At 48.3% G+C, this 25,810-nt stretch carries 22 protein-coding genes; 10 read left to right on the top strand and 12 right to left on the bottom strand.

Going from position 1 to position 25,810, the window contains the following annotated elements; all coding sequences use genetic code 11:
- The 5 genes from ACTHSP_RS06865 to ACTHSP_RS06845 form a co-directional block, all read right to left on the bottom strand.
- A partial coding sequence (locus tag ACTHSP_RS06865) for a prepilin peptidase (protein WP_440345863.1) occupies window positions 1–647 on the bottom strand: 647 nt, incomplete at its 3' end.
- Between the two features lies 1 nt (window position 648).
- Complete coding sequence (locus tag ACTHSP_RS06860; protein WP_314511297.1) at window positions 649–1,890, bottom strand: type II secretion system F family protein; 1,242 nt, start codon at window positions 1,888–1,890, stop codon at window positions 649–651.
- Window positions 1,891–1,969: 79 nt separating this feature from the next.
- Entirely contained in the window at window positions 1,970–3,649 is a 1,680-nt protein-coding gene (pilB, locus tag ACTHSP_RS06855; RefSeq protein ID WP_107810558.1) for a type IV-A pilus assembly ATPase PilB, read from the bottom strand.
- A gap of 403 nt (window positions 3,650–4,052) precedes the next feature.
- A complete protein-coding gene (gene carB / locus ACTHSP_RS06850) occupies window positions 4,053–7,268 on the bottom strand; it encodes a carbamoyl-phosphate synthase large subunit (RefSeq protein WP_314511299.1) in 3,216 nt (1,071 codons plus the stop codon).
- Window positions 7,269–7,276: 8 nt separating this feature from the next.
- Window positions 7,277–7,927 (bottom strand): hypothetical protein, encoded by a 651-nt coding sequence (locus ACTHSP_RS06845; RefSeq protein ID WP_070585150.1) that lies wholly within the window; start codon window positions 7,925–7,927, stop codon window positions 7,277–7,279.
- Between the two features lie 153 nt (window positions 7,928–8,080).
- Here ACTHSP_RS06845 and ACTHSP_RS06840 point away from each other — a divergent pair, with 153 nt between their 5' ends.
- Window positions 8,081–8,251, top strand: coding sequence for a hypothetical protein (locus ACTHSP_RS06840; RefSeq protein WP_314511376.1), 171 nt, complete (start codon window positions 8,081–8,083; stop codon window positions 8,249–8,251).
- Window positions 8,252–8,855: 604 nt separating this feature from the next.
- Here ACTHSP_RS06840 and ACTHSP_RS06835 read toward each other — a convergent pair.
- From ACTHSP_RS06835 to carA, 3 genes are all read right to left on the bottom strand, one after another.
- Window positions 8,856–9,245 (bottom strand): endonuclease domain-containing protein, encoded by a 390-nt coding sequence (locus ACTHSP_RS06835; protein WP_314511305.1) that lies wholly within the window; start codon window positions 9,243–9,245, stop codon window positions 8,856–8,858.
- 159 nt (window positions 9,246–9,404) lie between these two features.
- Window positions 9,405–9,662: a SemiSWEET family transporter gene (locus tag ACTHSP_RS06830; protein WP_049331825.1), complete on the bottom strand. Its 258-nt coding sequence runs from the start codon at window positions 9,660–9,662 to the stop codon at window positions 9,405–9,407.
- Window positions 9,663–9,799: 137 nt separating this feature from the next.
- Window positions 9,800–10,930 carry a glutamine-hydrolyzing carbamoyl-phosphate synthase small subunit gene (carA, locus tag ACTHSP_RS06825; protein WP_440345862.1) on the bottom strand — a complete coding sequence of 377 codons (1,131 nt, stop codon included), beginning with the start codon at window positions 10,928–10,930 and terminating at the stop codon, window positions 9,800–9,802.
- A 481-nt stretch (window positions 10,931–11,411) separates the two neighbouring features.
- Here carA and pilC point away from each other — a divergent pair, with 481 nt between their 5' ends.
- A complete protein-coding gene (gene pilC / locus ACTHSP_RS06820) occupies window positions 11,412–14,804 on the top strand; it encodes a PilC family type IV pilus tip adhesin (RefSeq protein WP_314511309.1) in 3,393 nt (1,130 codons plus the stop codon).
- 275 nt (window positions 14,805–15,079) lie between these two features.
- Here the strand turns inward: pilC and ACTHSP_RS06815 are convergent, their stop codons facing one another.
- The 3 genes from ACTHSP_RS06815 to tal all read right to left on the bottom strand — a co-directional run bounded on the left by ACTHSP_RS06815 (window position 15,080) and on the right by tal (window position 18,148).
- Window positions 15,080–15,814 carry a LytR/AlgR family response regulator transcription factor gene (locus tag ACTHSP_RS06815; RefSeq protein ID WP_003686784.1) on the bottom strand — a complete coding sequence of 245 codons (735 nt, stop codon included), beginning with the start codon at window positions 15,812–15,814 and terminating at the stop codon, window positions 15,080–15,082.
- Window positions 15,815–16,052: 238 nt separating this feature from the next.
- Window positions 16,053–16,940, bottom strand: a complete 888-nt coding sequence (gluQRS, locus tag ACTHSP_RS06810; RefSeq protein ID WP_440345861.1) for a tRNA glutamyl-Q(34) synthetase GluQRS — start codon at window positions 16,938–16,940, stop codon at window positions 16,053–16,055.
- 152 nt (window positions 16,941–17,092) lie between these two features.
- A complete protein-coding gene (tal, locus tag ACTHSP_RS06805; RefSeq protein ID WP_440345860.1) occupies window positions 17,093–18,148 on the bottom strand; it encodes a transaldolase in 1,056 nt (351 codons plus the stop codon).
- A gap of 134 nt (window positions 18,149–18,282) precedes the next feature.
- On the opposite strand from tal, the gene ACTHSP_RS06800 reads away from it, so the two are divergent.
- The 8 genes from ACTHSP_RS06800 to hpf all read left to right on the top strand — a co-directional run bounded on the left by ACTHSP_RS06800 (window position 18,283) and on the right by hpf (window position 24,296).
- Entirely contained in the window at window positions 18,283–19,257 is a 975-nt protein-coding gene (locus tag ACTHSP_RS06800; RefSeq protein WP_107723725.1) for a KpsF/GutQ family sugar-phosphate isomerase, read from the top strand.
- Between the two features lie 66 nt (window positions 19,258–19,323).
- Window positions 19,324–19,860, top strand: coding sequence for a KdsC family phosphatase (locus ACTHSP_RS06795; RefSeq protein ID WP_063069321.1), 537 nt, complete (start codon window positions 19,324–19,326; stop codon window positions 19,858–19,860).
- Complete coding sequence (gene lptC, locus ACTHSP_RS06790; RefSeq protein WP_004518853.1) at window positions 19,857–20,438, top strand: LPS export ABC transporter periplasmic protein LptC; 582 nt, start codon at window positions 19,857–19,859, stop codon at window positions 20,436–20,438. The genes ACTHSP_RS06795 and lptC overlap by 4 nt, the downstream gene beginning before the upstream one ends.
- Window positions 20,419–20,949, top strand: a complete 531-nt coding sequence (lptA, locus tag ACTHSP_RS06785) for a lipopolysaccharide transport periplasmic protein LptA (RefSeq protein ID WP_003748337.1) — start codon at window positions 20,419–20,421, stop codon at window positions 20,947–20,949. Before lptC ends, lptA begins: the two co-directional genes overlap by 20 nt.
- 70 nt (window positions 20,950–21,019) lie before the next feature.
- On the top strand, window positions 21,020–21,754 hold the full coding sequence (lptB, locus tag ACTHSP_RS06780) for an LPS export ABC transporter ATP-binding protein (RefSeq protein WP_003679854.1): 735 nt from the start codon (window positions 21,020–21,022) through the stop codon (window positions 21,752–21,754).
- A gap of 111 nt (window positions 21,755–21,865) precedes the next feature.
- Window positions 21,866–22,441, top strand: coding sequence for an energy transducer TonB (locus tag ACTHSP_RS06775; protein WP_314511315.1), 576 nt, complete (start codon window positions 21,866–21,868; stop codon window positions 22,439–22,441).
- 135 nt (window positions 22,442–22,576) lie between these two features.
- Window positions 22,577–23,932, top strand: coding sequence for an RNA polymerase factor sigma-54 (rpoN, locus tag ACTHSP_RS06770; protein ID WP_440345859.1), 1,356 nt, complete (start codon window positions 22,577–22,579; stop codon window positions 23,930–23,932).
- 49 nt (window positions 23,933–23,981) lie between these two features.
- Window positions 23,982–24,296, top strand: a complete 315-nt coding sequence (gene hpf, locus ACTHSP_RS06765; RefSeq protein WP_049335299.1) for a ribosome hibernation-promoting factor, HPF/YfiA family — start codon at window positions 23,982–23,984, stop codon at window positions 24,294–24,296.
- Window positions 24,297–24,369: 73 nt separating this feature from the next.
- Here the strand turns inward: hpf and ACTHSP_RS06760 are convergent, their stop codons facing one another.
- On the bottom strand, window positions 24,370–25,647 hold the full coding sequence (locus ACTHSP_RS06760; protein WP_231900189.1) for an AmpG family muropeptide MFS transporter: 1,278 nt from the start codon (window positions 25,645–25,647) through the stop codon (window positions 24,370–24,372).
- Window positions 25,648–25,810 lie beyond the last annotated feature (163 nt).

Here is a 25,810-nt window from a genome sequence, read left to right as displayed (position 1 = left end):
CCCATGCCGATTTTACCGGTCAGAAGTTTATAGACGGCGCATAAAGTATAAAGGCTCATATAGCCTGCGATTGCGCCCCAAACGGCTGAATGCAGGGGAACGAATGTGTCATTCAGATTAAACAGCAGGCCGATCCAAATTAGGGGCTGAGTCAGGCTGTCGGGTAAATATTGTGTATCGGCATCGATAAAGGCCAGCGCAATCAGTATGGCAGTCAAAATGAATCCGCCAATAGTCGCCCATGACCAGCCGTATTGCCACGCGACAATACCGAATAAGATGCCTGTTAGCAGCTCAATCAGCGGATAGCGTATGCCGATCGCGGTTTTGCAGGAGTGGCATTTCCCACCCAGTAAAATATAGCTGAGGATGGGGATGTTTTGCCAAAGTTTAACTGGGCTTTTGCATTTTGGGCAGCGTGAATTCGGTTTGCGCAGATTAAATGGCTGTTTTTCTTCGTCTGTCAGCTCGATGCCCAAATGCTCTTTAGAAAATTGTGTCCATTCGCGTTCCATCATTATCGGCGTGCGATAAATGACAACGTTCAGAAAGCTGCCAATCAGTAATCCCAAAATAACGGCTAAAGGAATAGCGAATGGCGCAAGAACGGAGAGGGCGTCGATGGCAGAGTAAATACTATCAAGCATATCAACCTACGACATTACCCAAGTTAAACAGCGGCAGATACATGGCAATCAGCAAGATACCGATGAGCGAACCCAATATCACCATGATGATAGGCTCCATCAAGGCAGATAAGCGGGAGACGGAGTTGTCTACTTCATCTTCGTAGAATTCGGCTGCTTTGTTCAGCATATCGTCCAAAGAGCCTGACTCTTCGCCGATGGCTGCCATTTGGATCACCATATTGGGGAACATATCTGTACTTTGCATACTGGATGTCAGCGACAGGCCTTGGGTTACCTTGGCGCGGATGTCTTGAGTGGCTTCTTCATAGAGAATATTGCCGGATGCGCCTGCAACTGAATCTAATACTTCCACTAAAGGAACGCCGGCTGCGAAGAGGGTAGAGGTTGTACGCGCCCAACGGGCGATGGTCGCTTTTCGGACAATAGTGCCAAAAACAGGCAATCTCAAAATCAAAGCATCGATTCGTTTTTGGAAGGTAGGCGATTTTTCATGGAGTTTGTACAGGCCGAAGGCGGAAACAATCAAAAGGATGATCATAATCCAGCCATAATCGACGAATAAATCGGACAAGTTCATGACAAGTTGGGTGAGACGTGGCAGCTCTGCACCCATATTGGCATAAACTTCTTTAAAGGCAGGCAGTACAAACATCATCATGATGAAGATAAGCGCGATCGCCACCACGATAATGGCAATCGGATAGGTCAGTGCGGTTTTAACCTTTTTCTTAATGGCTTGGGTTTTTTCTTTATAAACAGCCAGTTTGTCCAATAGACTTTCCAGTACGCCGCCGGACTCGCCTGCGCTGACCAGATTGCAATAGAAACGGTCGAAATATTTTGGATATTTGGAGAAAGATTTACCCAATGCGCTACCTTGTTCGACATCGGAGCGAACCTGCATCAGCATTTCGGTCATACTCGGATTGGAGTGGCCGCGAGCAACGATTTCAAAAGCCTGCATCAGCGGTAAGCCTGCCTTCATCATTGTTGCCAGTTGGCGGGTGAACACTGTAATGTCTTCTTGGGTAATACGGCGTTTGCGTGCGGTTTTGACCTTACTGATACGCAAAGGACGAATGCCTCTGCGTTGGAGTTTTTTGCGTGCTTCTTCTTCGTCTTTGGCAACTACTTCACCACGGACAAGACGTTCGGTCTCGGTATTTTTTCCTTCAAATGTAAAACGCTTGCCTTTGCTTCTTGAGCCGAACAGACTTCTTTTTTGCTCTGCTTGAGCCATGAGTTATCCCTTGTTAGTAAGAAATAAAGCGGACTGTTTCCCCGTGCCGCTTTATTTTAATTTTCGAAAATATGGCAGTTTAGTCATTGGTATGAGCAGTCACTTCTTCCAACGAGGTCAGGCCTTGCATGACTTTCATGAGGCCGGCGCGACGCAAGTCTACCATGCCTTCCTGATAGGCCATGTTCATGATATCAACTTCTGTACCGTTGTTCATAATGACTTTTTGCATTTCATCGCTGACCGGCATGACTTCATAAATACCGACGCGGCCTTTAAAGCCTTTGCCGCGGCAGCTGTCGCAACCAACCGGGCGGTAGAGTTTCCAATCTTGAGCCAAGTCTGCATCGGTAAAGCCGGCTTTTTTCAATGCCGGAACCGGCGGGCGCTCCACTTCGCGTTTGCAGTTTGGACACAGTCTGCGCAACAGCCTTTGCGCCATAATCAGGCTGACCGAGCTGGCGATGTTGAAAGGCGCGACACCCATGTTCAAAAGGCGGGACAGCGTGGCCGGTGCATTATTGGTATGCAGGGTAGAGAAAACCATGTGACCGGTTTGGGCGGCTTTAATGGCGATGTCGGCGGTTTCCAAGTCACGAATCTCACCGACCATAATAATATCAGGATCTTGACGTAAGAAGGATCGGAGTGCGGCAGCAAACGTCAGGCCTTGTTTTTCATTGACGTTGACTTGGTTGACGCCCGGCAGGTTAATCTCGGCCGGATCTTCTGCCGTTGAAATGTTCACATCTTCCGTGTTCAAAATGCTCAGGCAGGTATAGAGCGAAACGGTTTTGCCCGAACCTGTCGGACCGGTAACCAATACCATGCCGTAAGGGCGGTTGATGGCCTCAAGCAGCATTTCTTTTTGGAAAGGCTCTAAACCGAGCTGGTCGATATTGAGCGATGTACCATCGGAATTTAGGATACGCATTACCACTTTTTCGCCAAACAATGTCGGCAACGTGCTGACACGGAAGTCAATCGGACGGCCGTGTTTATGGAAGGCAATTTGAATTCTGCCGTCTTGCGGAATACGTTTTTCGGAAATATCCAAACGCGCCATCACTTTGATGCGCGATGCCAACTGGCCGCGCACGGCGACAGGTGGCTGTACGACTTCGCGCAATTGTCCGTCCACACGGAAACGGACGCGCGCCATTTGTTCGTAGAATTCAAAGTGGATGTCCGATGCGCCCGCGTTCAGGGCATCGGATAAGGTTTTGTGGATGAAACGGGGGATAGGGCCGTCTTCAGCTTCTTCATTGTCGATATAAAGCGATTGCGATTGCTGGGTTGCTTCATGTTCGTCGTTGATTTCTTTCAGAATGGTGGTCGAACGTTGGCCTAGCCATTCCAGCAATGAGCTGAGCTGGTCGTCGGGAACTACGACCAAGTCGACACTTAAACCTGAAGCAAAAGCGATTTTTTGAAAGTTTTGGATTTGGGTCGGATCGGATACGGCGAAATAAACCTTGCGTCCGCGTTTGAAAATCGGAATGCAACGATTTTGCACCATTTGCTCTTCCGTCAGAATGTCGCTGACTACATTATTGCGCGGGTAGTAGTGCAAATCCAAAAGAGGATAGCTGAATACGCGCGCGACTAACTCTCCCAAAGCTTTAGGGGAGATGATGCCGTCTGAAAATAGGTTGGGCAGGATTTCTTTGCCCGATTGTAAAAGGCTGTTGTAATGTTCCGCTTGTTGATTTGAGATGGTCTGGCTTTGAACCAAAACACGCAATAATCCGACACTCATTTTATTTTCCGTTTCTTGTGCAGTTTTCCCTTTAATTTAGAGGAAAGCCGTATTATTTTATCATTATTATGATTAAAGCATATATTTAATTATGCAAATCTGCTTAAGTTGCAAAGACATGCTTCTGCTTTAATTGTATTTTTATTTCAGACGGCCATTATAAAGCAAGGAGAATAGGCGTTAAACTCGATATTTTTGGATTATGATGAAAAAACAACAATTTTGTCGTATGAATCCAATCAATAACGAAATTATATTTCATGTTGCTATTGCTTGTTTGGAGATGGCAGAAAAGGTTGTTTTGATGGATAGACGGTTGGAATTTGAAATATGAAAAGGCCGTCTGAAACTGAGTAATCAGGTTTCAGACGGCCTTTTAGCTATTTAAATCCGATAGGATTGATTAGGCTTTGTTTTTCAGACGACCATGCAATTCCTGTACGCTGTACACGCCCAAGTGCTCGCGGCTTTTTGCGCCTTCGCTCATGGCTTCTCCGCCGGCGATGGTGGTGTATTGCGGTACGCGTTGGGTGAGGGAGGTGCGGCGGATGCTGTGGCTGTCGGTAACAGATTGTACTGTGCTGCCGACGGTGTTGACCACCAGTGCGATTTCGCCATTTTTAATTGCGTCCACGATGTGTGGGCGGCCTTCCTGCACTTTGTTGACCGCTTGCACGATGATGCCGTGTTCTTTCAAGTATTCGGCGGTACCGCGAGTGGCGCAGACACCGTAGCCGAGTGCTTGGAAGTTTTGTGCGGTTTTGACGATGAGCGGTTTGTCTTCGTCGCGTACTGCGAGGAACACTTTGCCTGTTGTGCTCAAGCGTTCGCCTGCACCGAGTTGGGCTTTGAAGTAGGCTTCGCCGAAGCTTGCGCCTACGCCCATGACTTCGCCGGTAGAGCGCATTTCAGGGCCGAGAATGGTGTCCACCCCCGGGAATTTGATGAATGGGAACACAGCTTCTTTAACAGCGTAGAAGTCCGGGATGACTTCTTTTTCTACGCCTTGCTCTTTCAGCGAAATGCCTGCCATCACGCGCGCGCCGACTTTGGCGAGCGGTACGCCGGTGGCTTTGGATACGAACGGTACGGTACGGCTGGCGCGTGGGTTTACTTCCAGTACGAAGACTACACCGTCTTGTACGGCAAACTGTACGTTCATCAAGCCGACCACACCCAGTGCGTATGCCATGGCTTTGGTTTGACGGCGGATTTCGTCTTGAATTTCTTCGTCTAAAGAGTATGGAGGCAATGAACAGCCGGAGTCGCCGGAGTGGATACCTGCTTGTTCGACGTGTTGCATGATGCCGCCGATCACGACGTCTTGGCCGTCTGAAACGCAGTCTACGTCCACTTCGATGGCGTTGTTCAAGAAGAAGTCGAGCAATACAGGGCTGTCTTCGGAAACTTGTACGGCTTCGCGCATGTATTTTTGCAACTCTTCGGCAGAGTGAACAATCTGCATGGCGCGGCCGCCGAGTACGTAAGAAGGACGGACAACCAACGGATAACCGATTTCTTCGGCTTTAACAAGGGCTTCTTCTTCGTTGTGGGCGATGCGGTTGGGCGGTTGACGCAGGCCTAAGTCGTTCAATACTTTTTGGAAGCGTTCGCGGTCTTCGGCGGCGTCGATGCTGTCGGCAGATGTGCCGATGATGTTCACACCGTTTTCAACCAATGCGTTGGCGAGTTTGAGTGGGGTTTGACCGCCGTAATGCACAATCACGCCCCACGGGTTTTCGGTGCGGACGATTTCCAACACGTCTTCCAATGTCAGCGGCTCGAAATAGAGGCGGTCGCTGGTGTCGAAGTCGGTGGACACGGTTTCGGGGTTGCAGTTGACCATAATCGTTTCAAAGCCCGATTCGCGCAGGGCGAGCGCGGCATGAACGCAGCAGTAGTCAAATTCAATACCTTGGCCGATACGGTTTGGACCGCCGCCGAGGATCATCACTTTTTTACGGTCGGAAGGTCGGGATTCGCATTCTTCTTCGTAAGTGGAGTAGAGGTAGGCGGTTTCGGTGGCAAACTCGGCGGCACAGGTGTCGACGCGTTTGTAAACCGGATGCAGGTTCAGCGCATAGCGGTGTTCGCGCACTTCTTTTTCTTTTACGCCCAAAAGCTGCGCGATGCATTTGTCGGAGAAGCCTTTGCGTTTCAGACGGCGTAAAGCGGCGTAATCCAAATCTTGCAACTGGCCGTCTGAAACCGATTTTTCTTCTTTCACCAAGTCTTCGATTTGCGCCAAGAACCAAGGATCGATGGCGCAGATTTCGTGGATTTCTTCCAACGTGAAGCCTGCGCGGAACGCATCGGCTACAAACAGCATACGCTCAGGGCCCGGGTTGGCCAGTTCGCGGCGGATTTCCGCTTTGTCTTCGCTGCGAGGGTTGAAGCCGCACAAGCCGGTTTCCAAACCGCGCAAGGCTTTTTGGAAGCTTTCTTGAATGGTGCGGCCCATTGCCATTACTTCGCCCACAGATTTCATCTGCGTGGTCAGGCGGTCGTCTGCGGCAGGGAATTTTTCAAACGCAAAACGCGGGATTTTGGTCACGACATAGTCGATGGAAGGCTCGAACGACGCAGGAGTGCGGCCGCCGGTAATGTCGTTGCGCAACTCGTCCAGCGTAAAGCCGACAGCCAGTTTGGCCGCTACTTTGGCAATCGGGAAGCCCGTTGCTTTAGATGCCAACGCAGAAGAACGGCTTACGCGTGGGTTCATCTCAATGACAATCATCTCGCCGTTTTCAGGGTTCACCGCAAACTGCACGTTCGAGCCGCCCGTGTCCACGCCGATTTCGCGCAATACTGCCAACGAAGCATTACGCATGATTTGGTATTCTTTGTCGGTCAATGTTTGTGCAGGCGCAACAGTGATGGAGTCGCCCGTATGCACGCCCATCGGGTCGAAGTTTTCAATCGAGCAGATAATGATACAGTTGTCGTTTTTATCACGTACAACCTCCATCTCGTACTCTTTCCAGCCGAGAACGGATTGCTCAATCAGCAACTCATGCGTAGGCGAAGCATCAAAACCGCGTTCGCAAATTGCTAAGAACTCGTCTTTGTTGTAGGCAATGCCGCCGCCCGAGCCGCCCATCGTGAAAGACGGACGAATCAGCGTCGGGAAGCCGACCTGTTCCTGCGCTGCCAAAGCTTCGTTCATGGTGTGGCAGACAAAAGATTTCGGACAAGACAAGCCGATTTTTTCCATCGCTTCTTTAAAGCGGCCTCGGTCTTCTGCCTTATCGATAGCATCTTCGGTCGCACCGATTAATTCGACATTGTATTTCGCCAACACGCCGTTGCGCGCCAAATCCAGCGCACAGTTCAGCGCAGTCTGGCCGCCCATAGTAGGCAGAATCGCATCAGGTCGCTCCTTGGCGATAATTTTTTCCACCGTCTGCCACATAATCGGCTCGATGTAGGTAACATCCGCCATTTCAGGGTCGGTCATGATCGTGGCAGGGTTGGAGTTTACCAAAATGACTTTATAGCCTTCTTCACGCAAGGCTTTGCAGGCCTGTGCGCCCGAATAGTCAAATTCGCAGGCCTGACCGATAACGATAGGGCCGGCGCCGATGATAAGGATAGATTTTAGGTCGGTACGTTTGGGCATGGTTCTTCCTAGCTGGATGATTTATAAAATAAATGTTTGATGCGTAATAACCAATGATTAAATTTAGCTGCCAAAGTTTTTGTGGAGTCGTTTTCATTTAAAACAGCATAGTAAGCAGTAAAATGAAAAGTGAAATAACCAAATACACCTAAATAACCCATTATTGGAATAATTTCAGGTACTATGTTTTTAATCAGTTGAATTGTTGGAATATCTTCCAAAGATAATATTTTATTTAGAGTTGGTATCCAATTTGCAATAAAAAATATTAAAATAAAACCTGATATAATTAAATAAAAAAGTATTGTATGAATTAAAATAAATAACCGTGAAATTAATTTTATATATTTTTTGATTTTCTCAATAAGATTTATGTTGTTGCTTGTTTTTATTTCTTTTAGTTTTTTGTAATCTTCTCCTATATAAGAGCCAAACATTTCGGTAATTAACAAGAATGCCATTCCGCCCATTATTTTGACAGCAGCTCCTCCAATAAATGTATCAGGCGTAAGATATTTCCCAGTAAGCATGGGATATAGGAAAAGCATAATAAAGCAAAATAATCCAAATAGAACAATTACTATTGATGCGGAATCAAGAAATAGTAGTACTTTTCCTTTTTTAAAACAATTGTAGTATTTTAATTTAATAAATTTCATAAATTTTAGCCTCTAAGTAATATATGATAAACTGTAGCTTCATGACTCAGCACAAAATCGCCAAATCATCCGCTAAACCTACCTGAGGCATGCCTCGTTTTCAAATCTCCTGTAACCCAAAACTTAGCAAGCTGTAGCCTGCATGTAGGGCGTGTGCGGTACGCACGCACGCGTTCTCCATTTTCCCTGCAACTCCAACCCACCGCGTGCGTGCCTTGCGGCACACACCCTGCCGATGGGTTCAAAGGCCGTCTGAAAAAACGCTTGCGGCGTTTGTTCCATCTACCTTGCGATAAAGGCTACCTGAAAAATTCCTGCCGTTGATATTTCGGGCATTCTTTTTCAGACGACCTGTAACGCCTGAATCTGCTGCAACCTGCTCCCTCTCCCGTGGGAGAGGACATTCTCCGAATTGCGGCAACCTTTCCCAACACACTACCGCCCAAATACAAGCCTTGCGGCTTGTTGCCCTCTCTCTAACTCTCTCCCACGGGAGAGAGGACTAGGCGACTGTTCGGGTTAAGGGTTCTGCAAGGAAACAGGTTGTGCAGGTTGCTTTTTGCTTTTCAGACGGCCTGCAATCAACGGCTGGAAACCCAATCTGCTTTTTAAACTGCCTGAAACCGCAAAATCTGCTGCAACCTTCTCCCTCCCCTCGTGGGGGAGGGCTGGGGAGAGGGTATTCTCCCAATTGCAGCAATCTTTCCCAACACCCTAACCGCCCAAAATACAAGCCTTGCGGCTTGTTGCCCTCTCTCTAGCTCTCTCCCACGGGGAGAGAGGACGGGGTGGCTGTTGGGGTTAAGAATTCCGCAAGGAAAACGAGTGTGCAGTCTGCTTTTTTTGCTTTTCAGACGGCCTTTTAAACGCCCAATTCAGGCAATCTGTATCCTATTATTTTCAAAATACAATCAAAATCAGTCATCTGCTACCGTGCAGGCTGCTTTTCCAATTCTTGCAACACGCGCAGGATTTCTGCCAGTACATCGTTTGTCTGCTGCAAAATTTCGTGGTTCCAAAAACGCAGCACGGTAAAGCCCAAGCTGTTGAGATATGCCGTCCGCGCGTGGTCGTATGCGGCTTGTTCTGTATGTTGCCCGCCGTCTGCTTCGACAATCAGCTTGTGCGTTACGCACATAAAATCAACAATATAATTTCCCATCGGCTGTTGGCGGCGGAATTTATAGCCGTTCAGACGGCCTGCCCTCAGGTGCTGCCACAATTTTGCTTCCGCCTCGCTCATTTGTTGACGCATGGCTTTGGCGCGTTGGCGCAGGGCGGGGTTGTCGGCGGTCAATAGTTTTTCGGGCGGGTTCATTTTTGTTGTCGGATTGCTGTTTGTGTAAGCCTTGCGGCCTGTTGCCCTCTCCTACGGGAGGGGGAGGGTTTGCTGATTGAATTAAATGTTGCGGCAAGACAATCTTTTTTCAGACAACCTTTTGCGTTTTTATGTTGCACAGGCCGTCTAAAAACTTCCTTAAAAACTAGTGACAAACGTAATCAAGCCCAAAATGATACCGGGGGCGTTTGCCAGCATGACGGGGTAGTCGCGTTTTTCTTTTAAAAAGCCGTAGGCAACCCATAATGTGCAGTTGATGGCGGCGACGAGGGGTTGCAGCGGCGAGCCGGGGTTGCCGGCAAGGTTGTTTTGGATTTGTGGGATGTAGGAAACGTACATACCGACGGCGGTCAGGGTGGCTACGACGGAAAGAATGCGCATTTGCTTTTCTGTCATGGTTTTTCCTTTCTGATTTGAGGGCTGAGTTTTCAGACAGTATAGATGTTGAGAAGGTGTCTGAATTTATATTTTTGAAGTTTGGTTTTCAGACGGCCTGTTGTTGAGTTGAGTGTGGCCGTCTGAAAAAATCAGCTTTATTGTTTTGCTGCTTTGATATTGTCAATGAATTTGTCGAACAGATAACCGACATCTTGCGGACCCGGGCTGGCTTCGGGGTGGCCTTGGAAGCAGAACACGGGTTTGTCTGTCAGTTCGATACCTTGCAAGGTGTTGTCAAACAAGGATTTGTGGGTAATGCGTGCGTTGGCGGGCAGGGTGTCTGCATCGACGGCGAAACCGTGGTTTTGGCTGGTGATGACGACTTTGCAGCTGTCCAAATCTTGTACCGGATGGTTGGCACCGTGATGGCTGAAGCGCATTTTCAGGGTTTTTGCGCCGATGGCGAGGCTGATCAGCTGGTGTCCCAAACAAATGCCGAAAATCGGTTTGCCGCTTTCCATCAGTTTTTGTACGGCTTTGATGGCGTAGTCGCAAGGCTCGGGGTCGCCGGGGCCGTTGGACAGGAAAACGCCGTCAGGATTGAGTGCCAAGACGTCTTCCGCGCTGGTTTGTGCGGGAACGACAGTCAGGCGGCAGCCGCGTGAGGCAAGCATGCGCAGGATGTTGGTTTTAACGCCGAAATCGTAGGCGACGACGTGGTAAGGCTGTTCGGAAGGTGTAACGAAACCTTTGCCCAATTCCCATTCGCCTTCGGTCCATTCGTAAGTTTCCGTGCAGGAAACTTCCTTTGCTAAATCTTTGCCGACCATGCTGCCGAATGCGGCAATCAGTTCTTGTGCTTTTTCAACGGTGGCATCTGCACCGGTCAAGATTGCACCGCCTTGTGAACCTTTTTCACGCAACAGGGTGGTCAGGCGGCGGGTATCAATATCGGCGATAGCGACGGTTTTGTTGCGTACCAAATAGTCGTGCAGGCTTTCGGATGCACGGAAGTTGCTGTGCAAGAGCGGTAGGTCGCGGATAATCAAACCGGCGGCGTAAACGCTGCGACTTTCTTCGTCTTCGGCGTTGGTGCCGGTGTTACCGATGTGTGGGTAGGTGAGGGTAACGATTTGTTTGCAGTAGGAAGGGTCGGTCAGGATTTCCTGATAGCCGGTCATGGAAGTGTTGAACACGACTTCGCCGGAAGTCGAACCTTCGTAACCGATTGATGTGCCGTGAAATACGCTGCCGTCAGCGAGAACGAGAAGAGCCGGAGTGGTCATATGAAATCCTGTTTGCCTGATGATGGTCGGTTCGAAAAAAATGGTCAGGCCGTCTGAAAAATAAAAATTGTTTACAAAAAAGACAGCCTTCGGAAATCTCGGCTAAAAAAAAACACGCTCCGCAGCTTTGATTTTGCTGTGTAACGTGCTTTTTCAGACATAGCGGTCTATGCCGTAGAAGCAGTGTATTTTAAGTCAAAGTAATAGGAATTTCAAGCGTAGAGCAAATAATCGATAATTTAAAAACGTTTTATCTTTACGGTACAGTCCCTTGCTTTTGGAATGCTTGATGAATAAGGTTGGAACTAAATATTCGGTCAGGCCGTCTGAAAACTGAGCAGGCGGATTGTTTCATTTTTGTTGTGCTTGAAATACGCACTTAGGGAAATTCAGCCGAATCAAACATGAAACAGGCTGTTTATGCTAGAATCGTAACCTTATAAAAAATAAAAACAACGTCATTTTTAGCTGAGATTATCCGATGAAAAAAGAACACATTATGCAAAACGCTCCTTCAGGCCGTCATCGCCTCATTCATGCAAGCGTCGCTTCCGCTTTGGCGCTCATCAGCATTTCTGTTCAGGCAAATACGCAGCAATTTGCCCAAACTCCTTTTTACCTGCAAAACAAAACCGACGTCAGCGGCCAACCCAAAGTCAAACACAATATTATGTTTTTGATTGATGACTCGGGCAGTATGCAATGGAATGTGCAAGGTAAGGAAACATCTGTATGGGCTGATAAAAGAATAACGATTACTAAGGAGGCTCTAAAGTCAGTATTGCAAAAGTATGGCGAAAAACAACAATTCCAGTGGGGTTTGCAAACCCTGCATAACAATGGTCATACCGATACTCCGGATAGGATGGGCTTTACTGATAATTGGCAGGACGTTCAAAGGAGAGTAGATGGTATCGACCCTGGTCATGCTACGCCAATCACGCGCCGCTACTATGAAGTAGTCAAAAACTTTGTGATGCCCAACATCAAATACCGTTGTCAGAAGTCTTATGTGATTGTGATGTCGGATGGTGATGCCAATATGAGTTGTAGTAACCAGATTCCAGGTGAAGATCCTCGCTTATCTCGTAATACTAACTTCAACTACGATAGGGATTATTACTATTCAAACTATTACCGCGATATTGAACGTAGTGCGGGTACGTCTGCATACCAATATTTTGGGCCGTCTGAAGTGAAGGCTAATGATGATAGCTATGGGAAAGGTAAATTCTTTGATGGTGGAGGTCGTATCAAAGGATACTTTGATTTTCTACCTTATCAATATGATAATGATTTTGGCTTGCCTGAGAATGAAAAGAAATTGCTATGTCAATCTAGTAAATATAAGCATGAGTATGATCCTAATTATGGTAGGTATATGTGGGTAGCTGCAGGCGAAATTATTGTTCCTTATTGGGATAGGAACTATAAGGATGAAAAACGCGGTATGCGTTTCTTTAGCCAGACTTTGGCAGAAAAAGACATTAAAACAGCAAAAGACGGTTTAGATGCTGCGGGTAAGAGCTGGGATGGTGATCCAAGCGATCCCAAAGGCGTAGATTACAGCAAGCAATTGGTTCAGACTTTTACCGTGGGTTTTGGTGAGGGGGTCTCTGAAGTTGGGCGAGAGTATCTGAAAAATGGTGCGAGTCGTCCAGACTGGTATTTTGATGCTGCGAAAAAAGAAGATTTGCTTAAAGCCTTTAAAACCATTGTCGACAATATTGAAAATGACAGCAAAAATACGAAATTTGAAGGCGCTTCTTCAACTGCACCAGCAACGACCAGTACAGGTATTCCCGATATGGCGGCAACGGTTCATCTGAATACCGGCTCTTGGAGCAGTCAGTTGCGGTTTTATAAATTAAACCGCGATGGTACGCCTATCAATACGACAAAGTTTGACCAGCCATCATTTAATAACCGCCTCACTTTGGTTAATGACGGCAGTAAGACCTATTTCATCGATAGGGTTGCAGATAATGAGGCTGCAAATGCCGATTTTGGCATTTCAGACGGCAGTGCGAAAGATAAGTTGGAATGGAAAAATGCATTGCTGAAATGGACTGGCCGAGCAGGTAGTGATGAAGCCATTAAAGCGGATGCAGGAGCAAAAGATTATAGCCAGTCTTATCGTATCCGTCCGACTGACCCTAATGATGCAAGTAAAGATGAACGTAATTTGGGCGATATTTTAGATGGTTCGGTTGCAGCTATTGGGGATAAGCGCGACAACCGTCAAGAGTTTTTGGTCGCCGCTGCCAATGACGGCATGGTACATATTTTCCGTAATGGTACGTCTAGCAATCCTTATGACTTGAAACTCAGCTATATTCCGGCAGGTATGGAGCGTGAGGACGAGAAAGGTCAAGCAACAACTTTGGGCAAAGTTCTGAAAGATATTGCACGCGATGGTTACGGCTCCGGCACGCCACACCGCTATATGGTCAATGGTGGCTTTGTTCTCCGTCAAACGCCTGATAAGCAAACCTTTATGTTTGGTGCGATGGGGCAGGGTGGACGCGGTGCGTATGCGTTGAATATTGGTGCGGTAGCTAACAGTGATCGTAGTGGTTGGAATACGACTGTGCCTTTGTTTGAAACAAAAAAAGGCTCTGGCAATACGCTGGGTTATACCATTGGTTCGACACAAATCGGCCGTGTTTCCATCAAACGCGATACCACTCCGGTCAATCTGAAATCTGATGTGCGCTATGCGGGTTTCTTGGCCAGCGGCTATCGTACTGAAGATGTGAACAGTGCCGACAATGAAACGGCTTTGTATATCTATGATATGACGGGTAAAGAAGCTGGTACGCAAGATACTGGTAAAAATGTTTCCAGTGTCGGCAAGCTCTTGGCTAAAATTCCTGCGCCGAATGGCAAAGGCGGCCTCTCTACCCCCACTTTGGTAGACACCGATTTTGACGGTATTGTCGATATTGCTTATGCCGGCGACCGTTACGGTAATATGTTCCGCTTTGACTTGAGTGGTGAAACTCCGTCCAAATGGTCTGCGCAAATGATTTTCCAAGGATCGGGTAATCAACCGATTACGTCTGCGCCTGCGGTATCACGCCGCAGTAAAGATAAGTATGTCGTCATTTTTGGTACGGGTAGCGAGATTTATCAGAATGAATTGACCAATACCAATGGCCAAATCAATGCCGTTTACGGTATTTACGACGATGTGTCTACTGATGAATCCAAAAAAGCGGTTTTGGCAAACAGCAGTGAGTTGGAACAGCAAACCAGAGAAAATAAAGACGAACACATTTACGTCAGCGACAATAAGGTTGGTGAAGGTAAAAAAGGCTGGAGTCTGACTTTAGATCCGAATGAACGTGTGACTGTCAAACCGACGATGATTTTGCGTACAGCTATTCTGACCATTCGTAAGTATGAAAGCAAAACAATTCATACTGATTCTTCCAGTACCGATGTTTGTTTGCCGGACAGCACGTCCACACAAACGACAGCGAAAACGATTATTCTGGGCGTAAATGCCGAAAACGGCGGACGTTTGGGTTTGCGTGATGCGCGTATCTCCAGTAAGGATAAGGATCGCAAATTTATCAAACGTGAAAATAATGGTCAGATTTATTACGCCAACGGTATGACTTTTGATGGTGTTATCAATTTTACTTATCTGAATTCCAGCAAAGTCGACGATTCTCCGGTAACTGCCGATGGCGATAGCGGTGGCACGGGTACGGATAAGGAGTTGAACGCTACGCCGAGCGTGCCAAACAATAAATGTTTCGCAACCAAAGGTGATCGCAGTCTCTTGTCTAACCAACTGGTCAGCCTGAAAGTAGAAGGCCGTACATGCGGACTCAAACGCATCAGCTGGCGTGAATTGTTCTTTTAATCGGTAAGGCTTAAGCATCGAGGCTGTCTGAATTTTTCAGACGGCCTTTTCTGTTGAGTAGTCATAATTGAGAGATGCTGGATTAAAAAATGGAAAATCTTGTTTGTGGACAAAACAAGGTTTGATCAAATTGAAAGCTTGGATAGAGCCAAACGGCAAGCTCTGGCCATTTCTTTTTCTGCTTTCTGTTATTGGGCTGAGAAGTTAAAAGGCCGTCTGAAAAGATATTTTCAGACGGCCTTTGATTTAAGGGGTATGAGCCAAGGAACGCATTGTTAGATGCTGTTTTTAATGATTTTCCGCAGGGTGGACAGTTGTCGGCGGCTGACGGGCAGTGGGGTCGGAATATCGAGAATTTTAGCGCCCCATGTGGATGCGTATTCGTCGTTTTCGTCATCGTCCAGTCGAATCAGGCTGTCGAGGGTGTGGCGGAAGACGAGGGCATTGCGGTGGATGCGGATGACTTTATCGCCCAGCAATTCTTCCCAGTAAACCAATGTTTTCGGTAATTCGTAGCTGTGGCCGTCGCCGGTAAACAGATAGACGGTTTTGTGTTCCGCCATCAGGTAACGCGCCTGTTGCCATGGGATTTCAACCATGCGTTCGCGGTTGTACACTTTGAAATGGGTGAAACTGTCTGCTTTTTCGCGGTTTTTTTCGATGATGCGGTCAAGTGCGGTTTGCAGGCGGGTCATTTTGATTGGTTTGAGCAGATAGTCTGCGGCAGCCAGCTCAAACGCGCGCAGGGCGTGTTCTTCGTAGGCTGTGGTAAATACAATTTCCGGCTGGCGTTTGGCGGTACGCTTAATGCGTTCGACAAATTCGAGACCGTCGATTTCCGGCATGCCGATGTCGGCAAAGACGATGTCGACTTCGTGGACGCTCAGCCACTCCAATGCTGGCATGGCATGGTGAAAGACGTTGAGCAGTACGACATTGCACTCTTCCAATAATACACGTAAGCGTTCTGCTGCTAATACTTCGTCTTCTACAATAATGGCACTTGGCATAGCGGTATTCTTTTTGTTGTATCGTGGGAGATCTGCCGCGTTTTGTCATCCTCAATAACGCGTCAGCCGTATGTTGTTACAACCTTGAAATTATCAGTTTGTGACAATTTTAGGAAATTTTTGAAATATACATGATTTTTCGCTTCTTGGGCATGGTTTGGGATGAATCGGAAGATTACTTACATAATTTTATGAAATATTGTAATACCTAGAGTAATTTTGTTGCAATCGTGCTAATTCAGTCCGTGATAATGGACAATTTTGGGATTTTGTCCATTTGCCAGTGCGTCACCGCCCAATCGAGCAATTCTTGCGGACGGTTCATGGTAGGTGCATCGGGTAGGTTGAGGTAGGTTAGGACTTGGTGGAGAAGTTGTTCTTTTTGATTCAAATCCAAAGCCGGGGCAAGGGTTTGTTTCGACCATTTTTGCCCTTGGTTGTTGGTCAATAGGGGAAGGTGGGCGTAGGCCGGTGTGGGCACGCCGAGGCATTGTTGCAGATAGATTTGGCGTGGCGTGGAAACGAGCAAGTCCTGACCGCGGACAATATGCGTTATGCCTTGATCGGCATCGTCGGCAACCACGGCAAGCTGATATGCCCAATAGCCGTCGGCACGAAGCAGGACAAAATCGCCGATATCGTGTGCCAGATTTTGTGCGTAATGTCCGACAATGCCGTCTGAAAAACCGATCATGCGATCAGGAACTTGAATGCGCCATGCCGGAGTTTTGTTTTGCGTGTCGGGTCTTTGCTGAGGATTGCGGCAACGGCCGTTATATACAAATCCGTCTGCGCCATGTGTTGCCGCCGCCTGCCAGTCTTTGCGGCTGCAATAGCAAGGATACACCAGTCCGGCTGCTTTGAGGCGGTCGAGGGTGTCTTGATACAGGTCGTAACGGCGGCTTTGATAGGCGACTTCGCCATCCCACTCAAAACCGAAAGCTTCGAGCGTGCGTAAAATGTCGGCAGCAGCACCGGGCATTTCGCGCGGGGGGTCAAGGTCTTCAATGCGGACCAGCCATTTGCCCTGATGAGCGCGTGCGTCGGCATAGGAGGCGACGGCGGTCAGTAGGGAGCCGATATGAAGCAGGCCGGTAGGGCTGGGGGCGAAACGTCCTATATACATGGCAGGGTGGTTTTGTAGGGCAGGGGCAGTATGCCTGCACGGTATTCAAATCGTGATAGAAAAGGGCGTGCCGTACACGCCCGAATTTGGGTTTCAGACGGCCTGAGACTTTTTAAAATGATTTAAGTTTCTCTGCCGTCCGTTCAATCCGCTTAAGCCAAGGGAGCAAGCAGTTTGGCGAAAGCGTCTTCAAATTGTTTCAAACCGTCTTCCTGTAAACGAGTTGCCAAAGTTTCGACATCAATGCCGAGTTTCGCGGTTTCGGCAAGCTGCGCTTGGGCTTCGTCCACACCTTCGATCAAAGTGGCTTTGGCGGTACCGTGGTCGATAAAGGCTTTGAGTGTGGCATCGGGAACGGTGTTGACGGTATGGGTGCCAATCAGGCTGTCAACGTACAAAGTGTCAGGATAGGCAGGGTTTTTCACGCCGGTAGATGCCCACAAAAGTTGTACGCGGTTGGCACCTTTTTCGGCAAGTGCGGCAAATTCGCTGCTGCCGAAGTATTGCGCCCAATCTTGATAGGCGGCTTTGGCCAGCGCAATGGCGATTTTGCCTTTGAGGTGGTCGGGCAGGGTGGCGTCCAATGCGGCATCGACACGGGAAATAAAGAAACTGGCGACAACTTGGATATGGGAAACGTCGTGTCCTGCTTCCAAGCGTTTGGCAATGCCGCGCGCGTAGGCCGCATAGGCTTTGAGGGTTTGGGTGCGGGAGAAAAGCAGGGTCAGGTTGACGCTGATGCCGTCTGAAACAAGGGTTTCGAGTGCTTCGATGCCTTCGTCGGTTGCCGGTACTTTAATCATGGCATTTTTACGGCCGATAGCGGCATGCAGGCGGCGCGCTTCTTCAACCGTACCTTGCGCGTCTTTGGACAATTCAGGCGAAACTTCGAGGCTGACGAAGCCGGTTTTACCGCCGGTGGATTCGTGTTCGGAAAGACACACGTCGCAGGCGGCTTGCACATCGGCAACCGCCATGGTTTCGTAGCGTTGTTTCGGGGTTAGGTCTTGCTGTTTGAGTGCGGCTACTTCATCGGCGTACAGGGCGTCTCCGGCAAAGGCTTTTTGAAAAATGGCAGGATTGGAAGTTACGCCACACACACCTTGCTTCAGCATTTCTGCCAATTCGCCGCTTTGTACCAGCGAACGGGAGAGATTGTCCAACCAGATTTGTTGTCCTAATGCTTTAACGTCCGATAAAATAGTCATCTCTGATTCCTTTTACATAATAGGTTTGTTTGTGAAGTGGCGGTAATGCTACGCCGATTCGATGAATTTGAACAGTTTACAGCCGATTAATTTGGGCAAAACAAACCTAAATTCAAGCACGAAAGGTGGCTTTGATGGCGGAAAACACACTTTATCTCGACTGGGCGCGCGATGTATTGGATACGGAAGCCGAAGGTTTACGTGAAATTGCGGCGGCTTTGGACCATGATTTTGTCCGTGCGGCGGAAGCGTTGTTGCACTGCAAGGGCAGGGTCGTCATTACCGGTATGGGTAAGTCCGGACATATCGGCCGTAAAATGGCGGCAACCATGGCTTCGACAGGCACGCCTGCGTTTTTCGTCCATCCTGCTGAAGCGGCACACGGCGATTTGGGCATGATTGTGGACCACGATGTCGTGGTTGCCATTTCAAATTCCGGTGAAAGCGATGAAATTGCAGCGATTATTCCGGCGTTGAAACGCAAAAACATCACGCTCATCTGCATCACTGCTCATCCGACTTCGACCATGGCGCGTCATGCCGATATCCATATTACCGCGGCGGTTTCCAAAGAAGCCTGTCCTCTCGGCCTTGCACCGACTTCCAGTACGACCGCCGTGATGGCTTTGGGTGATGCGCTGGCCGTGGTTTTATTGCAGGCGCGTGCGTTTACGCCGGATGATTTTGCTTTAAGTCATCCTGCCGGCAGCTTGGGCAAACGCCTGCTGTTGCGCGTGGCGGATATCATGCACAAAGAAGAAGCCCTGCCTGCCGTTTTGTTGGGCACGCCGTTGAAAGAAGCCATTGTCCGCATGAGTGAAAAAGGCTTGGGCATGTTGGCGGTAACCGATGCCGAAGGCCGTCTGAAAGGCGTATTTACCGATGGCGACTTGCGCCGTCTGTTTCAAGAACGCGACAGCTTTGCCGGTTTGAAAGTGGACGACATCATGCACGCTTCTCCGAAAACCATCTCCGCCGACCGCCTTGCAACCGAAGCTCTGAAAGCCATGCAAAGTGGCCATGTGAACGGTTTGCTGGTGGTCGAAGAAAACGGCGTGCTGATTGGCGCGCTGAACATGCACGATTTATTGATGGCACGAATTGTCTGAATCGACGGCAAAAACGTTTTCAGACGGCCTTATGCTAGAATAGGCCGTCTGAAATAAGGAAAACTTATGCAAAACCTCTCTTCCGACCTGCAACAACGCGCTTTAGGCATCAAACTGCTGATATTAGATGTAGACGGCGTTTTGACCGACGGCCGCATTTTTATCCGCGACAACGGCGAAGAAATCAAATCGTTCCACACTTTGGACGGACACGGTTTGAAAATGCTTCAGGCCGGCGGCGTGCAAACTGCGATTATTACCGGCCGAGATGCACCTTCCGTCGGTATCCGCGTGAAGCAGCTCGGTATCAACTATTACTTCAAAGGCATTCACGACAAACGAGCCGCCTACGCTCAATTACGCGAACAGGCCGGTGTGGAGGAGCATGAGTGCGCCTTTGTCGGCGACGATGTCGTCGATTTGCCCGTGATGGTGCGTTGCGGATTGGCGGTCGCTGTCCCTGAAGCGCATTGGTTTACTTTGCAATACGCCCATTATGTAACCCGACGTTCCGGCGGCGCAGGTGCGGTGCGTGAAGTGTGCGATTTGATTATGCAGGCGCAAGGTACGCTTGAACCTGCTTTGAAAGAGTATGTACGATGAAAATCAGATGGCGTTACGGAATCGCCTTTCCGCTGGTGTTGGCCGTTTCACTCGGCGCATTGGCGGCGTGGCTCGGCCGCATCAGCGAAGTGCAAGTCGAAGAAGTCGTCCTCAATCCGAATGAGCCGCAATATTCGATGAAAGGCATCAACGGCAAACGTTTTGACCAAGAAGGCCGTCTGAAAGAAAACCTGAGCGCGGTCGATGCCGTTCAATATCCGAATAGCGCAGATGTGCATTTGGACAAACCGCATCTTTCGTTTTACCGCGACGGCAGCCTGTTGTACGAAGTTGGCAGCGATAAGGCCGCGTACAATATTCAAAACAAGAAAGTCGTTTTTGAACAGAATGTTGTCTTAAACAAAGCGGCAGATGCCAAGCGTTTGGCCGGCATCGTCAAAACCGAACGTTTGAATGTCGATACCGAAGCGCAATACGCCCATACCGACAGCCCCGTTACTTTCCAATACGGACAGTCTAGCGGTCAGGCAAACGGCATGACTTATGATCACAAAACCGGTTTGCTGAATTTCCCTTCCAAAGTGAAAGCCACAATTTATGATACAAAAAATTTGTAAAACCTTAGCCCTTGTTGCCGTTTTTGCCGCCAGCCCGGCCTTTGCCCTGCAAAGCGACAGCAAGCAGCCGATTCAAATCGAAGCCGACCAAGGCTCGCTTGACCAAAACAACCAAAGCACCACCTTTTCCGGCAACGTCATCATCAAACAAGGCACGCTCAATATCCGTGCCGGCAGCGTAACCGTTTCGCGCAACGACAAAAGCGAGCAGTTGATGAAAGCCACAGGCTCGCCCGTCAAATTCAGCCAAGAGTTGGACGGCGGCAAAGGCGTGGTCAACGGCCAAGCCAATACTGTGACTTATTCTTCCGCCGCTAATTTGGTGACATTGTCCGGCAATGCCAAAGTACAGCGCGGCGGCGATGTGGCCGAAGGTGCAGTCATCACTTACAACACCAAAACTGAGGTTTACACCATCAACGGCAGCGCCAAATCCGGTGTGAAATCCGCCGCCAAATCCGGCCGCGTCAGCGTGGTCATCCAGCCGTCCAGCACGCAGAAAAACAAATAAGAAAATACACAAAAAGGCCGTCTGAAAAAGGTTCAGACGGCCTGAGGTCAATATCGAAAGTCAACAGAATATGAGCGCAAACAACAGCCGTCTTGTGGTTCAAAACCTGCAAAAAAGTTTCAAAAAACGCCAAGTCGTCAAAAGCTTCTCCCTTGAAATCGAAAGCGGCGAAGTCATCGGCCTGCTCGGCCCCAACGGCGCGGGTAAGACCACCAGCTTTTACATGATTGTCGGCCTGATTGCCGCCGATGCAGGCAGCGTGATGTTGGACGGCCAAGAGTTGCGCCACCTGCCCATTCACGAACGCGCCCGCCTCGGCGTCGGCTATCTGCCGCAGGAAGCCTCGATTTTCCGTAAAATGACCGTGGAACAAAATATCCGCGCCATTTTGGAAATCAGCATGAAAGACAAAAGCCGCATTGATGCTGAACTTGAAAAACTGTTGGCCGATTTGAACATTGAACGCCTGCGCAACAACCCTGCGCCGTCCTTGTCGGGTGGCGAACGCCGCCGTGTTGAAATCGCACGCGTGCTGGCCATGCAGCCGCGTTTCATTTTGTTGGATGAACCTTTTGCCGGCGTTGACCCGATTGCCGTCATCGATATTCAGAAAATCATCGAGTTCCTCAAATCACGCGGTATCGGCGTATTGATTACCGACCACAACGTGCGCGAAACCCTCAGCATCTGCGACCGTGCCTACATCATCAGCGACGGTACGGTATTGGCTTCAGGCAAGCCGGATGATTTGGTCAACAATGAACAAGTCCGTTCGGTTTACTTGGGTGAAAATTTCAAATATTGAGTTTAGGCCGTCTGAAAAGGTGCATCTGTGTTGAAACGAATTTTTTTGTTTGCCTTTGCCGTTTTGGCAGCTACCACTGTGCATGCCATGCCCGAATAGTCATGGCAGGATATGGGTGTGCGCCAAGGCGTGATAGATAAAAATGGCAAGCCGATAACCGGTATCGTAACAGCGACAGCTATCGTGGATAAAGAAGGTAAGCTGGGAAAAAGCCTCCATTGGGAAGTGGATGCGCTGGAATTGTTGAAACTTGCTCAAGAAGTAGGTTTGCCAAAACAAGTCGAGCCTTATAAAGAGTGTACTTATAATCAGAAAACCCAACAAACGGATTGTAAGACACTGGAAAGCCTTAAAAAATTCAGATTCTTTTATACTGTGCCAAATGGATTCAAAGAAGAGATAAAGACGAAACCTGTCCAAGTTGCTCCCCCACCTTATCCACAGCTTTCTACAGAGAATGGCGAGGAAGGGACTGTGGTATTAAATGTCTTTATCAATATAGATGGCAAAGCATTTGTATGGATACAAAAGAGTAGTGGGTCCCCGCGTTTAGATGCGGCAGGACGAAAAGCAGTTTTGAAGACAAAATTTCAACCCGCTACCTATCGCGGGAAGCCTGTTGCCATGGTTTTTGTTCTGCCTATTACGTTTGCTTTACCGTTAGAAACCATCTCTACTGTTGAATAATTCATTTATCGGTTGATAAAAGAATAATATATTGAAATAATCATCCAATATATAAACAATATATTTGATACTTTCAGACGGCCCGTCAGATACAGGCCGTCTGAAATCCATAAAGCACATTTACTATCAAACATTATGTCTTCACTCGTCCTTAAACTCAAACAGACCCAGCAGCTCAACCAGCGGCTGCAGCAGTCTTTGCGCATCTTGCAGATGTCGGGTCTTGAGCTTGAGCGCGAAGTGGAAGACTGGTTATTAGACAATCCTCTGCTTGAGCGTCCGGAAACCGATGAGTTTGCCGATAGCGGGCTCAACCGTGCGGTAACCATGCCGCGCGCAGGTCAGCAGTTGAGTGGCGACGATGCCGAAGATATTTGGAGTAACATCGCCGAAGAAGAGGATTTCAAACACTATCTGCATGCCCAAGTGTGCGAGCATCCGCTCTCGCAAGTGGAAGCGGCCTATGTTCACGTTTTGATTGATTTTTTGGATGAACAAGGCTACCTCACTGACAGCCTCGAAGAAATCATCGACCACACGCCGTTGGATTGGATGTTAGACGAAGAAGCCCTGCAAAATGCGCTGGATGTATTGCAAACCTTTGAGCCGCCCGGCGTAGCGGCTGCCGATTTGACCGAGTCGCTCATGCTGCAATTAATGCGTTTGCCGGCTTCTCCTGCCCGACAAATGGCCGCGCATTTGGTGCAAAGTTCGCTTCAAGATTTAGGCAAAAACCGCAAACAAAACGTTCTGCGTTTCCGCAAACTCTATCCCGATACCGACAGCGAAACCATAGAAGCCGCGCTCGATATGATTGCCGAGCTCAATCCCTATCCGGCCTACGGTTTCGCCTCTGCCACGCCTACACCTTATATTCAGCCTGACGTTTGGGTCAAAGAGGGCAAGGACGGCTGGGAAGTCATCAGCAACGAGGCGGCTTGGCCGAAGCTGCAGCTCAATCAGGAATATTGCGACCTGATGAAATCGGCGGAAGAGGGCGCGCCGAAGTGGAAGGAAAAAATCAGTGAAGCCAAACAGCGCATTGATTCTTTGGAACTGCGCAAAAGCACAGTCCTCCGCCTTGCCGAGTATATTGTCAAAAATCAGGAAGATTTTTTCATCTTCGGAGAAATCGGCCTGTCGCCCATGCTGATGAAAGATGCCGCCGCCGAATTGGGTTTGGCGGAAAGCACCATTTCGCGCGCTGCCAACCAGAAATATTTGTCTTGCCCGCGCGGCCTGTTTGCGTTACGCTATTTCTTCACACAGGCAGTCAATGCCGATGATGACGGCGAAGGGTTCAGCCAAGGCGCAATCAAAGCTGTCTTGAGCCAGCTGATTGAAAGCGAAGACAGCAGCAAACCTTATTCGGACGAGGCCCTCGTCAAATTATTAAAACAACGCGGCATTGAAATCGCCAGACGTACAGTTGCTAAATATAGAGAATCATTAGACATACCACCGGCACACAAACGAAAATTTACCGAGTAGATATATTCCGATCCGTTTTGACGGACTAATCAACCGAAGGAGCTGTATCATGAATCTGAAAATCACCGGTCTGAATTTTGATGTTACCGAAGCCATCAAAAACTACGTTTCCGACAAGTTGGCACGAATCAATCGCCACGCTGACAACATCATCTCCGTGACCATTACGCTCTCGGTGGAAAAAGTCAATCAAAAAGCCGAAGCCGATGTGCATTTGGCAGGCAAAGATTTGCACGTTGAAGCGATTGAACAGGATATGTACGCCGCAATTGATGTTTTGATGGACAAGCTCGACCGCGCTGTTTTGAAACATAAAGAAAAAAGCGGCGATGTCCGCAGTACTGTCAAACCTGCTGCCGAATAAAGTTTTTGTATGATAAAGGCCGTCTGAATATTCAGACGGCCTTTTGTTTTGCTAGAAGTTTTAGACTGGCAATCTAGTTACTCACTTTTTGACCATTCCACGGTGCCACTTTAAACAGCAGCAACATGCCCGGTATGCCCAAAGCGAAACACAGCCAGTAGAAATTGAAGTAACCCATCGCTTCAATCAGATAGCCTGCCGTTGCATTCATGAATGTACGCGGTACGGCAGATAGGCTTGTAAAAAGGGCTAATTGCGTTGCCGTAAATGCCGTATTGGCTTGTTGCGCCATATATGAGACAAACGCTGCTGTGCCTAAGCCGACGCCGATTGCTTCAGCCGCAATTACAAACGCTAAAAAGATTCGTTCCGATGCACCGACATGGTCAAAATGTCCGAAGCTTGCCAGCCATGCAAAGCCTAAAATGGTGACCCACTGTATCAAACCGAATAACCACAGAGCACGATTAACCCCAAGTTTGGTGATCCAAATGCCACCGATAACGCCAAAAATTACAGCCGGCCATAAACCTGCGTTTTTTCCAATCAGACCAATATCGGTTTTAGAGAAGCCCATATCAAGATAAAACGGCTGAGCCAAAGCAGTTGCCATGCTGTCGCCCAGTTTATACAGCAAGATGAACGCCAAAATAGTCAAAGCCTGCTTCACACTCTGGCGGGTAAAGAAATCGTGAAATGGTTCGATAACGGTTTCTTTTAAGCCTTTGGTTTCAAGAGTTGAGTGATCTGGCTCGCGTGCTATGAACAAGGTCGCAAGTAAACCTGGGATCATAAACAGGGAAGTAATGATGAAGACGGTTGACCAAGGTAATCTGTCGGCCAAAATCAGACTTAATGAGGCCGGAATTAATGAAGAAATACGGTAGGCATTCACATACAGCGAGTTGCCTAATACCAATTCTTCATCTGACAGTACTTCGCGTCGGAATGCATCAATCACAATATCTTGACTGGCGGAGAAGAATGCTGTAGCACAAGCTAAGCCTAAGATGATGGATAAATGCTCTTGTGGTCGGACAAATGCATAGGAAGCCAAAAGCAATAGGAGTGCTATTTGGGTAATCAGCATCCAACTGCGCCGTAAACCTAAAAATGGTAGGCGTACGGTGTCCAAAAGAGGTGACCAGATGAATTTCCAAGTGTAGGGGAAACCAATCAATGCAAATAGTCCAATGGTTTTCAAATCAATGTGTTCGCTACGCAGCCATGCTGGAATCAGGCTGTATAGAAAATAAAGCGGCAACCCCGAAGTGAAGCCTGTGAAAATGCAGATCAGCATTTTGCGCGAAAAAATCTTGCGCCAAGTGCTGGGTTGGGGTGCGGTTGTCATATTGGAATCAATAAAAAAGAAAAGGGATATTGTAGCAAAGATGAGTGATATGGCGAATGAACTTCTGTTATTTTTATAGAATAATAAAAGGCCGTCTGAAACTTTGACAAATTAAGTTTCAGACGGCCTTTTGTTGGAACAACTGGTTTGGCGGGCAACGGAG

This window comes from Neisseria sp. P0001.S005, assembly GCF_051963715.1.
This window is presented reverse-complemented; position numbering and strand designations above follow the sequence as displayed.

Excerpts from the sequence above, each read along its gene's own strand:
- gluQRS (WP_440345861.1), bottom strand. The coding sequence starts at position 16,940 with ATGTATATAGGACGTTTCGCCCCCAGCCCTACCGGCCTGCTTCATATC.
- hpf (WP_049335299.1), top strand. The coding sequence starts at position 23,982 with ATGAATCTGAAAATCACCGGTCTGAATTTTGATGTTACCGAAGCCATC.
- lptB (WP_003679854.1), top strand. The coding sequence starts at position 21,020 with ATGAGCGCAAACAACAGCCGTCTTGTGGTTCAAAACCTGCAAAAAAGT.
- ACTHSP_RS06845 (WP_070585150.1), bottom strand. The coding sequence starts at position 7,927 with ATGAAATTTATTAAATTAAAATACTACAATTGTTTTAAAAAAGGAAAA.
- tal (WP_440345860.1), bottom strand. The coding sequence starts at position 18,148 with ATGACTATTTTATCGGACGTTAAAGCATTAGGACAACAAATCTGGTTG.
- ACTHSP_RS06830 (WP_049331825.1), bottom strand. The coding sequence starts at position 9,662 with ATGACAGAAAAGCAAATGCGCATTCTTTCCGTCGTAGCCACCCTGACC.
- ACTHSP_RS06795 (WP_063069321.1), top strand. The coding sequence starts at position 19,324 with ATGCAAAACCTCTCTTCCGACCTGCAACAACGCGCTTTAGGCATCAAA.
- ACTHSP_RS06760 (WP_231900189.1), bottom strand. The coding sequence starts at position 25,647 with ATGACAACCGCACCCCAACCCAGCACTTGGCGCAAGATTTTTTCGCGC.
- lptC (WP_004518853.1), top strand. The coding sequence starts at position 19,857 with ATGAAAATCAGATGGCGTTACGGAATCGCCTTTCCGCTGGTGTTGGCC.
- ACTHSP_RS06860 (WP_314511297.1), bottom strand. The coding sequence starts at position 1,890 with ATGGCTCAAGCAGAGCAAAAAAGAAGTCTGTTCGGCTCAAGAAGCAAA.
- ACTHSP_RS06775 (WP_314511315.1), top strand. The coding sequence starts at position 21,866 with ATGGGTGTGCGCCAAGGCGTGATAGATAAAAATGGCAAGCCGATAACC.
- carB (WP_314511299.1), bottom strand. The coding sequence starts at position 7,268 with ATGCCCAAACGTACCGACCTAAAATCTATCCTTATCATCGGCGCCGGC.
- ACTHSP_RS06815 (WP_003686784.1), bottom strand. The coding sequence starts at position 15,814 with ATGCCAAGTGCCATTATTGTAGAAGACGAAGTATTAGCAGCAGAACGC.
- ACTHSP_RS06800 (WP_107723725.1), top strand. The coding sequence starts at position 18,283 with ATGGCGGAAAACACACTTTATCTCGACTGGGCGCGCGATGTATTGGAT.
- carA (WP_440345862.1), bottom strand. The coding sequence starts at position 10,930 with ATGACCACTCCGGCTCTTCTCGTTCTCGCTGACGGCAGCGTATTTCAC.
- ACTHSP_RS06835 (WP_314511305.1), bottom strand. The coding sequence starts at position 9,245 with ATGAACCCGCCCGAAAAACTATTGACCGCCGACAACCCCGCCCTGCGC.
- pilC (WP_314511309.1), top strand. The coding sequence starts at position 11,412 with ATGAAAAAAGAACACATTATGCAAAACGCTCCTTCAGGCCGTCATCGC.
- rpoN (WP_440345859.1), top strand. The coding sequence starts at position 22,577 with ATGTCTTCACTCGTCCTTAAACTCAAACAGACCCAGCAGCTCAACCAG.
- lptA (WP_003748337.1), top strand. The coding sequence starts at position 20,419 with ATGATACAAAAAATTTGTAAAACCTTAGCCCTTGTTGCCGTTTTTGCC.
- pilB (WP_107810558.1), bottom strand. The coding sequence starts at position 3,649 with ATGAGTGTCGGATTATTGCGTGTTTTGGTTCAAAGCCAGACCATCTCA.